This is a genomic window from Pseudomonas marvdashtae, from assembly GCF_014268655.2.
Lineage (GTDB): Bacteria > Pseudomonadota > Gammaproteobacteria > Pseudomonadales > Pseudomonadaceae > Aquipseudomonas > Aquipseudomonas marvdashtae.
Genome location: NZ_JABWQX020000010.1, coordinates 1 through 13,541, shown reverse-complemented (window position 1 = coordinate 13,541; position 13,541 = coordinate 1). Strand labels below are relative to the sequence as shown.

The window sequence follows — 13,541 nt, the reverse complement described above, 5'->3', positions numbered from 1 at the left end:
AATAACTTTCAATCGTCATCTCTCCTCCGCTACCCCAATAACGAACAGACCGACTTTGGGCACGCTCTACTTCCTTTGATCTCTCCACCGACGCCAGCCCAAAGGCGCCTGTCCTGGCGGCAACGAGCGCGACATTCCGAGGAAAAGTGCGCTCGACGCCGCGCATTAATAACTCCGATGCGTAGGACATTTCTGAAGACTTGCTTAATCAAATATTAGGCAATCGTCGCTATTGACAGTGAAACTGTCAAACCTATATCTAGAATGAACAAGCATCACGCGTTATTTATTTTCGGTAGTAACGTATCACAAAGTGTCGCGACTATCAGCGTCTTTGAACTTTCGGGAACATAGTTCGTTTTAGACATCAAGGAGAACACCATGACAAGTATGTCGAATTTCCCTGAGTTGGCCGCGCCCACCTTGGCCAGCGGCCAACGTACCGGCATCAACATCACCAGCGCCGAGCATCTGGAAGTCGTCATTGCCCCTTACCCAGGCATGGACCCAGGCGACCTGATCGAACTGTTCTGGGACAACTGCTATGTTGGCTCGCGCCTGCTGTCAGAGGCAGATATGCATGGCAGCGTCAGTTTGCGCGTCCCGGAGAGCTTCATCGTCAACGGCACCTCGCGCATCCACTATCGGATCATGCAAATTGGACGAGGGCCGTCGCTGTCAGCAACGCAACAGGTGCAGGTCAAGCTCGATTGCCCCGGGGGGCGGCCTTCATCCTTGCTCGGCGACGAGAACCAGAGCCTGGCGCCGGTGCGTATCCCGGACACCATCCGCCGCCAAGGCGTGAATCCCAATCAGATCAAACGCGGCGTGCCGTTGACCATCGAGCCCTACCTGAACATGGCGGCCAGCGATGCGATCACCCTGCGTTGGGGCGACGTACGCATGGATCTGCCACCCATAAAGCCTGGCGAGGTGGGAATGCCGGTTCACGTCTGGGTGCCGCCGGAAGTCATCATGGAAGCAGGTGAAGACCTGCGTCTGGAAGTGACCTATTGCATCATCGACCGGGTCGGCAACAACTCCCACTGGGCGCCACCACGGACTTTGAAAATCGGTTGCGCCAACCCCTATCCGAAGCATCCTGCGAAAGAACCGCTCATGGTCGCCGAATCGCATCACCGAAAATAATGGTGACGCTCGTTTTTTGTGGCGAGGACTTTTGCTTCCTCGCCACAGAAACCGCTTCGCCCAAGGGGCGTACACCTTCGATTTAAAACCAACCTATAGATATTCTTAAAAGTTAGTTCAAAAACTTTTTATACGCGTTTAGGGTATATGAACCGGACCACCGGACATTCTTGATTTTTGTTCACCGCATTCATCGCGGTGTTTTCTTGAGATGTGAGGTGGGTATGGTACGGAACACAATCACCCCAGTGCAGGGCGCCAAGGCACTGCATGCAGCCACGGAGTGGCTGTGATGTCCGATCTGGCGCAAGCAAAGGTCCAGAGCGACCAAGACATTGCTCCCTTGTTATTGCCGGCACAGGTCCTGCGCACCGACGCCGAAGCCATCAAGGCCGCCCATGAACTGGCACAGGTCGCCCGACAGCAGGCCGCGCGTCGCGACCAGCAGCGTAAACTTCCCTGGTCAGAAATCGAACAGTTCACCCGCAGCGGGCTCGGCAGCATTGCCGTTCCTCGCGAATATGGCGGTCCGCAAGTTTCCGCCGTCACCGTCGCCGAGGTGTTCGCGATCATTTCCACGGCTGACCCGGCCCTCGGTCAAATTCCCCAGAACCAGTTCGGCGTGCTCCAGCTAATTCTCGCCACAGGCACCGAACGGCAGAAAAAAATTCTCCTCCAGAGCGTGCTCGAAGGCTGGCGCATCGGCAACGCCGGGCCGGAGCGTGGCACTCGCAACACCCTGGAACTCAAGGCGCGGATCACCGGCGACGGTGACGGCTTTGTCATCAATGGGCAGAAGTTCTACTCCACTGGCGCGCTGTTCGCCCATTGGGTCGCGGTCAAGGCATTGGACGACGAGGGTCGCCAGGTATTGGCGTTCGTTCGACGCGGTACACCAGGTCTGCGGATTGTCGATGACTGGTCGGGCTTCGGCCAGCGGACCACGGCCAGCGGCACCGTGCTGCTGAACAATGTGCGGGTCGATGCCGAGCTGGTGCTGGCCAACTGGCGCATCAACGACACGCCGAATGAACAAGGCGCGTTCTCCCAACTGATCCAGGCCGCTATCGACGTAGGTATCGCCCGGGGCGCGATTGATGATGCGATCGCCTTCGTTCGCGAACGCGCCCGGCCGTGGATCGACGCCAAGGTCGAGCGCGCCAGCGATGATCTTTATGTCATCGCCGACGTCGGCCGGTTGAAGATCGAACTGCACGCCGCCGAAGCGTTGCTGCGCAAGGCTGGGCAGGTACTGGACCAGGTCAACACCGCGCCGATTACCGCTCAGTCCGCCGCCCACGCGTCGATAGCCGTGGCCGAAGCCAAGGTGCTGGCGACTGAGGTCGCCCTGCACGCCAGCGAAAAACTCTTCGAGCTGGCCGGCAGCCGCGCCACCCTTGCCGAATTCAATCTCGATCGCCACTGGCGCAACGCGCGGGTCCACACCCTGCACGACCCGGTGCGCTGGAAGTATCACGCAGTCGGCGACTATCGCCTGAACGGCACCTTGCCGGCCCGACATTCCTGGATCTGACGACCCGACCTCTGGAGCAGCACATGACGCTTTCCCAACACGTCGCGGTAATCACCAGCGATGAACAAGCCCTGATCGTGGCCAGCGACCTGGCCGATGACTTCAAGCGCGACAGCGCCCTGCGCGACCGCGAACGTCGCCTGCCATACCCGGAATTGGAGGCTTTCTCCCGCTCCGGCCTGTGGGGCATCAGCGTGCCCAAGGCCCACGGCGGTGCGGGCGTATCCAACGTCACGCTGGCCAAGGTCATTGCACTGATCGCCCAGGCTGACGGCTCGCTTGGGCAGATCCCGCAAAACCATTTCTATGCGCTGGAGGTGTTGCGGGTAAACGGCAGCGAAGCGCAAAAACAACGCCTGTATGCCGAAGTCCTGGCCGGCCAACGTTTTGGCAATGCGTTGGCGGAGCTCGGAACCAAGACCGCCCACGACCGCACCACGCAATTGCGTCGCGACGGTGAAGGCTACCGGATCAATGGTCGCAAGTTCTACGCCACCGGGGCGATCTATGCGCAGCGCATTCCGACCTCGGTGGTGGATGAGCACGGCGTGCAGCAATTGGCATTCGTCCCGCGCAACAGCAAAGGCCTGACCGTGATCGACGACTGGAGCGGTTTCGGCCAGCGCACCACGGGCAGCGGCTCGGTGGTGTTTGAAGATGTACAGGTCGCCGCCGCAGACGTCGTGCCGTTCCAGAGCGCCTTCGAACGCCCTACACCGGTAGGCCCGCTGGCGCAGATTCTCCATGCGGCCATCGACACCGGCATTGCCCGCGCCGCCTATGAAGACGCCATGCATTTTGTCCGCAACAAAACCCGCCCGTGGATCGACGCCACCAGCGACGTCGCCACCCAGGACCCGCACACCCTCAAGAGCTTCGGCCAACTGAGCATTCGCCTGCATGCCGCCGAAGCCCTGCTGGAACGCGCCGGTGAATTTCTCGACCTGGCCCAGGCCGATACGAACGCCGAAACGGTGGCGGCAGCCTCGATCGCGGTGGCCGAAGCCCGGGCCATCAGCACCGAAATCTCGCTGTCCGCCGGCAGCACGCTGTTCGAACTGGCCGGCAGCCAGGCGACCCTCGCCGAACACGGCCTGGATCGCCACTGGCGCAACGCTCGGGTGCACACCTTGCACGACCCGGTGCGCTGGAAATACCACGCGGTCGGCAATTTCTACCTCAACGATGAAAACCCGCCGCTGCGAGGGACCATCTGATGGCCCACGGCAAAAAGAAGATCCTGCTCAACGCGTTCAATATGAACTGCATCGGGCATATCAATCACGGCCTGTGGACCCACCCCCAGGACACGTCTACCCAATTCAATACGATTGAATACTGGACCGGGCTCGCGCAGTTGCTCGAGCGCGGATTGTTCGACGGGCTGTTCATCGCCGACATCGTCGGGGTCTACGACGTCTATCAGCAATCGGTGGATATCACGCTCAAAGAGTCGATCCAGTCGCCAGTCAACGACCCGTTGCTGCTGGTCTCGGCGATGGCAGCGGTTACGAAGAACCTGGGCTTCGGCCTCACCGCGAACCTCACCTATGAACCGCCCTATCTGTTCGCCCGACGCATGAGCACACTGGACCACCTGACTCGCGGCCGGGTTGGCTGGAACATCGTCACCGGTTACCTGGACAGCGCCGCCAAGGCCATGGGCCTGGCCGCCCAGGTCGAGCACGACCGTCGCTACGACCAGGCCGACGAATACCTGCAGGTGCTTTACAAATTGTGGGAAGGCAGCTGGGAAGACGACGCGGTGATCAATAATCGCCAGCAACGGATCTACGCCCAGCCGGAGAAAGTGCACAAGGTCAGCCACCGGGGTGAGTTCTATCAGGTCGAGGGCTATCACCTCTGCGAACCGTCCCCGCAACGCACACCGGTGCTGTTCCAGGCCGGCAGTTCCGAGCGCGGCTTGCAGTTCGCCGGGCGCCATGCCGAGTGCGTGTTCATCAGCGGCCAGAACAAAGCCGCGACCAAGGCCCAAGTCGACAAAGTCCGCACCAGCGCCGTCGCGGCTGGGCGACATCCCGAGGACATCAAGGTGTTCATGGGCCTGAACGTGATCGTCGGGCAGACCGAAGCCGCCGCCTGGGCCAAACATGCCGAGTACTTGAGCTATGCCAGCGCCGAGGCCGGCGTCGCGCACTTTTGCGCGTCGACGGGCATCGATTTTTCCGAGTACGCGTTGGACGAACCGATCCAGTACGTCAAGAGCAATGCCATCCAGTCCGCTACCAAGACCCTGCAGAACAACGACTGGACCCGACGCAAACTGCTGGAGCAACACGCCTTGGGCGGTCGCTACATCACCGTGGTCGGTTCGCCCGCGCAGGTGGCCGACGAGCTGGAATCGTGGATCGCCGAGACCGGCCTCGACGGCTTCAACCTGACCCGAATCGTCACGCCCGAGAGCTATGTGGACTTCATTGACCTGGTGATTCCCGAGCTGCAGCGACGCGGCTCGTACAAGACCGAATACGACGACGGCACGCTGCGCGCAAAGCTCTTTCAGGGAGGCGCCCGATTGCCCGAACAACACACCGGCTCCACCTACCGGCACTCTTAATCAATGACTGGAACAACCGACATGACCAAGCACCTCCTGACCCTGCCATTCAAAGCACTGGCCCTGGCCCTCGGCCTGTTCAGCTCAGCTCTCTTTGCGGCTGATGCTCCGTTGAAAATTGGCACCACCGCCGCCTTCGCCATCCCGCTGGAGGCCGCTGTCGAAGAGGCGGGCAAACAAGGCCTGAAGGTCGAACTGGTGGAGTTCAGCGACTGGATCGCACCCAACGTCAGCCTCGCTTCCGGCGACATCGACGTGAATTACTTCCAGCACATCCCTTTCCTGGAAAACGCCAAGGCCGCCGCCGGATTCGATCTGGTGCCGTTCGCGCCGGGGATCATCAACAACGTGGGGCTCTATTCGAAACGCTACAAAAGCTTCGACGAGCTGCCCGAGGGCGCGAGCATTGCCATTGCCAACGACCCGATCAACAGCGGGCGCGGCTTGCAACTGCTGGCCAAGGCCGGGCTGATCCAGCTCAAGCCGGACGTGGGCTACAAGGCCACCGAAGACGACATCATCGCCAACCCCAAGAAGCTCAAGATTCTGCAAGTCGAGGCCGTGCAACTGGTGCGCGCCTATGAAGATGCCGACCTGGTGCAGGGCTATCCGGCCTACATCCGGTTGGCAAACACCTTCGATGCCACGTCCGCCCTGCTGTTCGACGGCCTCGACCACAAGGAATATGTGATCCAGTTCGTGATCCAACCCAAGAACAAAAACGATCCTCGGCTGATCAAGTTCGTCGACATCTACCAGCACTCCCCCGCCGTGCGCGCGGCCCTGGACAAGGCCCACGGCAAGCTCTATCAAGCCGGTTGGGAAAGCTGATCATGAACGCCGTCAACGCTCTGCTCAAACAGCAAACACCCAAGCCGCGCACTGCCGAGCACACTGAACTGCACCCGCAGCTCAATCGCGCCCACGTGCGTTTCATCGGCCTGGGCAAGACTTACACGGGTGCCCAGGGACCGGTCGATGCGCTGCAGGGCATCGACCTGGCGATCCAGCACGGCGAGGTGTTCGGGATCATCGGCCGCAGCGGCGCTGGCAAGTCATCGTTGATCCGCACCATCAACCGGCTCGAACAACCCACCAGCGGGCGCGTGCTGATCGATCAGGTGGACATTGGCGAGTTCGATGAGGATCGCCTGGTGGCGCTGCGCCGACGCATCGGCATGATCTTCCAGCACTTCAACCTGATGTCGGCCAAGACGGTGTGGCAGAACGTGGAGCTGCCGCTGAAAGTGGCCGGCGTGCCCAAGGAACAACGGCAACAAAAAGTCCGCGAGCTGCTCGAACTGGTGGGATTGCAGGGCAAGCACGGGGCTTATCCGGCGCAGCTCTCGGGCGGGCAGAAGCAGCGAGTCGGGATCGCCCGGGCGCTGGTCCACGATCCAGAGATCCTTCTGTGTGACGAGGCCACTTCGGCGCTGGATCCGGAGACGACTCAATCGATCCTCGGCTTGCTGCGCCAGATCAACCAGCGGCTGGGCCTGACGATTGTTCTGATTACCCATGAAATGGCGGTGATCCGGGAAGTCTGCGACCGAGTGGTGGTGCTCGAACAGGGGCGAATCGTCGAGCAAGGGCCGGTTTGGGAAGTCTTCGGCACCCCGCAGCACGACGTCAGCCGGACGCTGCTGGCGCCGCTGCAGCACGCGCTGCCTGAGGAGTTGCAGAACCGCTTGCAGCCACAACCGGCGTCGGCGGTTGCCGCCACGGTGCTGCGCCTGCAATTCACCGGGACAAGCCGTGATGAACCGGACCTCGCGGCGTTGTTCAATGCCCTCGGCGGACGGGTGCGGCTGCTGCATGGCGGCATTGAACGGATCCAGGGCCATGGGCTCGGGCAATTATTGCTGGCGGTGAGCGGCTCCTCATGGGGCGCGGAAGAACTGCGCCAACGGGCAGGCGCCTGGGCGCAACACGTGGAGGTGCTGGGATATGTGGCTTGATCGGTTATTGCAGGGTTTTATCGACACGTTCCTGATGGTCGGTGTGTCGTCGTTGATCGCTTTGCTGGCGGGCATTCCGTTGGCGGTGATCCTGGTCACCAGTGGCAAGGGCGGAATCTATGAAGCGCCCGCCGTGAACAGAGCCCTGGGCGCGTTCGTGAACCTGTTTCGCTCGATACCTTTCCTGATCCTGATGGTGGCACTGATTCCGTTCACCCGGTTGATCGTCGGCACCACCTACGGCGTGTGGGCCGCAGTGGTGCCACTGACCATTGCCGCCACGCCGTTCTTCGCCCGGATCGCCGAAGTCAGTCTGCGGGAGGTCGACCATGGCCTGATCGAAGCCGCGCAGGCCATGGGCTGCCGGCGCTGGCACATCGTCTGGCACGTGCTGCTGCCCGAAGCGCTGCCAGGTATCGTTGGCGGTTTTACCATCACGCTGGTGACCATGATCAACTCATCCGCCATGGCCGGGGCAATCGGCGCCGGAGGGCTGGGCGATATTGCCTACCGTTACGGCTACCAGCGTTTCGACAGCCAGGTGATGCTCACGGTGATCGTGTTGTTGGTAGCGCTGGTGGCGGTGATCCAGTTGGGTGGCGACCGTTTGGCGCAAGGCCTGAACAAACGCTGAAACGCGGCATCACGGGAGCGAGCCTGCATGCCGGTGCCGATTAAGCCGCAAGCCTGCTTGCGGTATAGTCGACCAACGCTCCCCACCCAAGCCGTGATCATGAAACACACACCCGACGACCTGCGCACCATCACCGCCACGACCCTGGGTCACTACAACGAGGTGGCAGAAGATTTTCGCCAAGGCACACGCGACCACGATGTCAGCCAGAACATCGACGCCTTGCTGAGACATATCCAAGGCCAGGCGCCGTTTCATATCCTGGACTTCGGCTGCGGTCCGGGACGGGATCTGCGCACGTTCACCGCCATGGGTCATGTTGCGGTCGGCCTCGACGGCTCAGAAGAATTTGCCCGGATGGCGCGCCAGGACAGCGGATGTGATGTGTGGCGCCAGGACTTCTTGCAGCTCGACCTGCCAGCCGAACGCTTTGACGGGATTTTCGCCAACGCGGTGCTGTTTCATGTTCCCGTCCAGGAACTGCCTCGGGTGCTCAAGCAATTGCACGCCACGCTCAAACCCGGCGGCGTGTTGTTCAGCTCAAATCCTCGGGGCGAAAACCAGGAAGGCTGGAACGGCCAGCGCTTCGGGGCGTATCACGATCTCGACGCCTGGCGGGCGTTGCTCACCGAGGCGGGTTTCGTCGAGCTGGAGCACTACTACCGGCCGGCGGGGCTGCCGCGAGAGCAGCAGCCTTGGCTGGCGAGTGTGTGGCGTAGAGCTTGAGAACTACCCCCGCAAGGGAAAGCGCTCAAACCAAATCACTCCGGCTTGACCAGCCACTTCTGCGACAACTGTTCCAGCCGCCCGTCACCCTTGATTCGACTCAGGGCATTGTCCAGGCTGGCCTTGAATGCCGGGTTGCCCTTCTGGAACGGAATCACCAGGCTGGGCGGCGGGCCCTGCTTTTCCTCCGGCTGGAATGACTGGACCAGGACCAGCGGACGTTGCGGCTCATCCTTGCTGGCCAGCAACTGTGCATCCGGCTGGCTGTAAGTCGCGCTGGTGTCGAAACGTTCCGCCAGTTCCGGGGTCATTGCTATGTGGTTGATGGCGACGTCGTACTTGCCGCTTTCCACACCGGCCAGCAGATCCGCGGCATCGGTGACGACAAAATCGGGCCGTACATCGAGTTCACTGGCAAGCATTTCACCCAGTTCCACTTCGAAACCGGTGAGCTTGCCGTCCTCCTTGAAGTTGAAAGGAGCCGTGTTGGCCTCGAGGGCGATCCGCAATTCGCCACGGTCGTTGATGTCGTCGATCAGTTCCGCATGGGCCAGAGGGCTCAACAGGGGTAGCAGGCAGATCAGGCCAGGCAGAAAACGCATGGTCACTCCTTTGTATTTATACAAGCGACGCTCGTTTCAGGCTCGCTTTGCTATGGTTGTTGCAGGCTTCGACAACGATTGGTCATGAAGTTGTCATGACCAGGCGGATTTCATGGAAAAACTGGAGAAAAAAATGAAAAGCTTTATGTCTCGTGCCGCGTTGGCCGGTCTGTTATTGGGCGCTTCGATGCTGGCAAGCGCCGCTACCCCGGCGCCCAAAGGTGCAGAAGTGTTCATCGTTTCCCCGGAAGACGGCGCCACCGTCAGCCAGGAATTCAAGGTCAAGTTCGGCGTCAAGAACATCGCCCTGGCCCCGGCGGGCGATGTGACCAAGAACACTGGCCACCATCATTTGCTGATCGATGTCGACGACCTGCCAGAGGAAGGCGCACCGATCCCGACCGACGCCAACCACATGCATTTCGGCAAGGCGCAGACCGAAGCCACTATCAAGCTGGCTCCAGGCAAGCACACCTTGCAATTGATCCTGGGCGACAGCGGCCACATGCCGTTCGACCCGTCGATTGTCTCCGAAAAGATCACTGTGACCGTGAAGTAACGGTCCCGGTAAAAAAACGGGAGCCCTTTTCGGGGCTCCCGTTTTTTTTCGCAAGCCAAACCTCGACTTGCAGTCAGCTTTCCTAGAACAGCACGCGGCAACGAATGGTGCCGTTGATGTGCTGCAGCTTCTCTTGCGCCAAGTCTGAGTATTCGGCATCGACGTCGATCACGACGTAGCCGACTTTCTCGTTGGTCTGCAGGAACTGACCGGAAATGTTGATGCCGTTTTCCGCGAAGACCTTGTTGATCTCGCTCATCACACCCGGGATGTTCTCGTGGATGTGCAGCAGGCGATGCTTGCCAGGGTGGGCCGGCAGGGCCACTTCCGGGAAGTTCACCGACGATACCGAGGTACCGTTGTCGCTGTACTTGACCAGTTTTTCCGCCACTTCCAGGCCGATGTTGGCTTGGGCTTCAGCGGTGGAACCGCCGATGTGCGGGGTCAGGATCACGTTGTCCAGGCCACGCAGCGGGCTTTCGAAGATGTCGTCGTTGGAGCGCGGCTCCACCGGGAACACGTCGATGGCAGCGCCGATCAGGTGCTTGTCCTTGATCGCTTCGGCCAAGGCGTCGAGCTTGACCACCGTACCGCGCGCGGCGTTGATCAGGATCCCGCCTTTCTTGATGGCACGGATTTCCTTCTCGCCGATCATCCACTGGGTGGCGGCGGTTTCCGGCACATGCAGGGTGACGATGTCGGACATGCCCAGCAACTCGTGCAGGTTGTTCACCTGGGTCGCGTTGCCCAGCGGCAGCTTGGTCACGGTGTCATAGAAGAACACCTGCATGCCCAAGCCTTCAGCCAACACGGACAGTTGCGTGCCGATCGAGCCATAGCCGACGATACCCAGCTTCTTGCCACGGATTTCAAAGGAATTGGCCGCGCTCTTGATCCAGCCGCCACGGTGGCAGGAAGCGTTTTTCTCAGGGATGCCGCGCAGCAGCAGGATCGCTTCGGCCAGCACCAGTTCGGCAACGGAGCGGGTGTTGGAGTACGGCGCGTTGAACACCGCGATACCACGCTCACGGGCTGCGTTGAGGTCGACCTGGTTGGTGCCGATGCAGAAGCAGCCGACCGCGACCAGTTTCTTGGCGTGGTCGAAGATCTCTTCGGTCAATTGGGTACGGGAGCGAATGCCGATGAAGTGAGCATCGGCGATCTTTTCCTTGAGCTGGGCTTCCGGCAGAGAACTGGTGATGTACTCGATGCTGGTGTAGCCCGCCGACTTGAGGACGTCGACAGCCGATTGGTGGACGCCTTCGAGAAGAAGGAACTTGATCTTGCTCTTATCGAGAGAAGTCTTGCTCATCTGCGTAAACCTGTGTCCCGGAGAAAATGGCAGGGAATCGGGCAGCATAGGCTGGCCCGACCGGCATGACAGCCGTCGCCGCAGAACAGCCGTTGGGCACTACGCTGCGGGGTCGGTATGCTAGCATATGCCCCCCGCAAACACCCATTCCTGCGACGTGAAGCGTTCTCAGGATGACCATGAATTGTTCGAGAGTTCTGTCGATGACCAATCCTGCCGTGATAGATGAGCTGAAGACCCTGGTTGAGCCTGGCAAGGTCTTGACCGACGCCGACTCGCTGAATGCCTACGGCAAGGATTGGACCAAGCATTACGCACCCGCACCGACCGCCATTGTCTTTCCCAAGACCACCGAGCAGGTCCAGGCCATCGTGCGCTGGGCCAATACGCACAAGGTCGCGCTGGTCCCCTCGGGGGGGCGTACAGGGCTTTCCGCCGCAGCCGTGGCGGCGAACGGTGAAGTCGTGGTGTCTTTCGACTACATGAACCAGATTCTCGACGTGAACCTGACTGACCGCACTGCCGTGTGCCAGCCGGGCGTGATCACCGAGCAATTGCAGAACAAGGCCGAGGAACACGGCCTGTACTACCCGGTCGACTTCGCTTCGGCGGGCTCCAGCCAGATTGGCGGCAATATCGGCACCAATGCCGGCGGGATAAAGGTCATTCGCTACGGCATGACCCGTAACTGGGTCGCGGGCATGAAGGTCGTCACCGGCAAGGGCGACCTGCTGGAACTGAACAAGGATTTGATCAAGAACGCCACCGGCTACGACTTGCGGCAGCTGTTCATCGGCGCCGAGGGCACGCTGGGCTTCGTCGTCGAAGCCACCATGCGCCTGGACCGGGCTCCGAAAAACCTCACTGCCATGGTTCTCGGGACGCCGGACTTCGACTCGATCATGCCCGTGCTGCATGCCTTCCAGGGCAAGCTCGATCTCACCGCGTTCGAATTTTTCTCCGACAAAGCCCTGGCCAAGGTGCTCGGTCGTGGCGACGTGCCCGCGCCGTTCGAAACCGACTGCCCGTTCTATGCCCTGCTGGAATTCGAAGCGACCACCGAAGAAGTCGCCAACCATGCGCTGGAAACCTTCGAACACTGCGTCGAGCAGGGTTGGGTGCTGGACGGCGTGATGAGCCAGAGCGAAACCCAATTGCAGAACCTGTGGAAACTGCGCGAGTACATCTCCGAAACCATCTCCCACTGGACGCCGTACAAGAACGACATCTCGGTCACGGTTTCCAAGGTCCCTGGCTTCCTGCGGGAAATCGACGCGATCGTCGGCGAACATTACCCGGATTTCGAAATCGTCTGGTTCGGCCACATCGGCGACGGCAACCTGCACCTGAACATCCTCAAGCCGGAAAACCTGAGCAAGGACGAGTTCTTCGCCAAGTGCGCGACCGTGAACAAATGGGTCTTCGAAACCGTGGAGAAGTACAACGGCTCGATCTCCGCCGAACATGGCGTGGGCATGACCAAGCGCGACTATCTGACGTACAGTCGTTCTGCGGTTGAAATCGACTACATGAAAGCGGTAAAGGCCGTGTTCGACCCTAACGGCATCATGAATCCGGGCAAGATTTTCGCGATTTGACCCATAAACACCTGATGACAATTCGAAAAGGCAGGAGTCGGTAATGAGCTATCAGCACCAGTATCTCGACGGTACGCGTATTCATTTCCCGCTGGGCAAGGTGGTGTGCATCGGCCGCAACTATGCCGAACACGCCAAGGAATTGGACAACCCGGTGCCCACCGAGCCCTTGCTGTTCATCAAGCCAGGCAGTTGCGTGGTGCCACTGGAAGGTGGTTTCAAGATCCCGACCGATCGCGGCTCGGTGCACTACGAGGCGGAAATCGCCGTGCTGATCGGCAAACCGCTGTCCACCAAACCCAGCGTCGAAGAAGTGCTGGACGCTATCTCAGGCTTCGCCCCGGCCTTGGACCTGACCTTGCGCGACAAGCAGGCCGAGCTCAAGGGCAAAGGCCTGCCGTGGGAAGTCGCCAAGTCCTTCGACGGCGCGGCAGTGATCGCCCCCTTTGTCTCGAAGGACGCGTTTGCTGACCTGACCGACATCCCCGTGCGTTTGACCATCAACGGTGAAGTACGCCAGGACGGCAACAGCAGCCTGATGCTCAACCCTATCGTGCCGATGATTCAATACATGGCGGGCTGCTTCTCGCTGCAGGCCGGCGACGTGATTCTCACCGGTACTCCGGCGGGCGTCGGACCACTGAACGTGGGCGATGAGCTGGTGCTGGAGTTGCCTGGCGCGAGCCGTTTCGAGAGCAGCGTTCGTTAATCGCAACGATCGTTCCCGCGCTCCGTGTCCAATAGCAGGACGCGGAGCGCTCGTTGACGCATTCCTATGCAGAACACGGGAACATCGGTGCCGTAGCGTTTACCGTTTTTTCACATGCCATCCGGATAATTCCGGGGAATGCGGCATCTGAGCCCAGCCATTCCCCAAGCACGAATTATCTG

General features: G+C 60.4%; 13 protein-coding genes. 11 read left to right on the top strand and 2 right to left on the bottom strand.

The features are described 5' to 3' along the window. Positions 1-381 precede the first annotated feature (381 nt). The 8 genes from HU742_RS26445 (at position 382) to HU742_RS26410 (ending at position 8,579) form a co-directional block, all read left to right on the top strand. Positions 382-1,149 (top strand): hypothetical protein, encoded by a 768-nt coding sequence (locus HU742_RS26445; protein ID WP_186638975.1) that lies wholly within the window; start codon positions 382-384, stop codon positions 1,147-1,149. Positions 1,150-1,441: 292 nt separating this feature from the next. Beyond that, a complete protein-coding gene (locus HU742_RS26440; protein WP_186644464.1) occupies positions 1,442-2,683 on the top strand; it encodes an SfnB family sulfur acquisition oxidoreductase in 1,242 nt (413 codons plus the stop codon). Between the two features lie 23 nt (positions 2,684-2,706). Next, positions 2,707-3,900 (top strand): SfnB family sulfur acquisition oxidoreductase, encoded by a 1,194-nt coding sequence (locus HU742_RS26435; protein ID WP_186644462.1) that lies wholly within the window; start codon positions 2,707-2,709, stop codon positions 3,898-3,900. Beyond that, positions 3,900-5,261 (top strand): LLM class flavin-dependent oxidoreductase, encoded by a 1,362-nt coding sequence (locus HU742_RS26430; protein ID WP_186644460.1) that lies wholly within the window; start codon positions 3,900-3,902, stop codon positions 5,259-5,261. The genes HU742_RS26435 and HU742_RS26430 overlap by 1 nt, the downstream gene beginning before the upstream one ends. A 21-nt stretch (positions 5,262-5,282) precedes the next feature. Beyond that, positions 5,283-6,092, top strand: a complete 810-nt coding sequence (locus HU742_RS26425) for a MetQ/NlpA family ABC transporter substrate-binding protein (protein WP_186638981.1) — start codon at positions 5,283-5,285, stop codon at positions 6,090-6,092. Positions 6,093-6,094: 2 nt separating this feature from the next. Further along, a complete protein-coding gene (locus HU742_RS26420) occupies positions 6,095-7,219 on the top strand; it encodes a methionine ABC transporter ATP-binding protein (RefSeq protein ID WP_186644458.1) in 1,125 nt (374 codons plus the stop codon). Further along, positions 7,209-7,853 (top strand): methionine ABC transporter permease, encoded by a 645-nt coding sequence (locus HU742_RS26415; RefSeq protein ID WP_186638985.1) that lies wholly within the window; start codon positions 7,209-7,211, stop codon positions 7,851-7,853. Before HU742_RS26420 ends, HU742_RS26415 begins: the two co-directional genes overlap by 11 nt. 99 nt (positions 7,854-7,952) lie before the next feature. Next, the gene (locus HU742_RS26410; protein ID WP_186638987.1) at positions 7,953-8,579 is read left to right on the top strand and encodes a class I SAM-dependent methyltransferase; all 627 of its coding nucleotides are present in this window, start codon (positions 7,953-7,955) and stop codon (positions 8,577-8,579) included. A gap of 35 nt (positions 8,580-8,614) precedes the next feature. Here HU742_RS26410 and HU742_RS26405 read toward each other — a convergent pair whose 3' ends face one another. Then, positions 8,615-9,181, bottom strand: coding sequence for a transporter substrate-binding domain-containing protein (locus HU742_RS26405; protein ID WP_186638989.1), 567 nt, complete (start codon positions 9,179-9,181; stop codon positions 8,615-8,617). 133 nt (positions 9,182-9,314) lie between these two features. Between HU742_RS26405 and HU742_RS26400 the strand changes: the two genes are divergently transcribed. Further along, positions 9,315-9,740, top strand: coding sequence for a DUF4399 domain-containing protein (locus tag HU742_RS26400; protein ID WP_186644456.1), 426 nt, complete (start codon positions 9,315-9,317; stop codon positions 9,738-9,740). Between the two features lie 82 nt (positions 9,741-9,822). On the opposite strand, the gene serA is transcribed toward HU742_RS26400, so the two are convergent. Continuing rightward, positions 9,823-11,052 carry a phosphoglycerate dehydrogenase gene (gene serA, locus HU742_RS26395; RefSeq protein WP_030140520.1) on the bottom strand — a complete coding sequence of 410 codons (1,230 nt, stop codon included), beginning with the start codon at positions 11,050-11,052 and terminating at the stop codon, positions 9,823-9,825. 203 nt (positions 11,053-11,255) lie between these two features. Between serA and HU742_RS26390 the strand changes: the two genes are divergently transcribed. Together HU742_RS26390 and HU742_RS26385 are read left to right on the top strand one after the other, a co-directional pair. Then, the gene (locus HU742_RS26390; protein ID WP_186644454.1) at positions 11,256-12,650 is read left to right on the top strand and encodes a D-2-hydroxyglutarate dehydrogenase; all 1,395 of its coding nucleotides are present in this window, start codon (positions 11,256-11,258) and stop codon (positions 12,648-12,650) included. Positions 12,651-12,693: 43 nt separating this feature from the next. Beyond that, a complete protein-coding gene (locus tag HU742_RS26385) occupies positions 12,694-13,359 on the top strand; it encodes a fumarylacetoacetate hydrolase family protein (RefSeq protein WP_186612536.1) in 666 nt (221 codons plus the stop codon). Positions 13,360-13,541 lie beyond the last annotated feature (182 nt).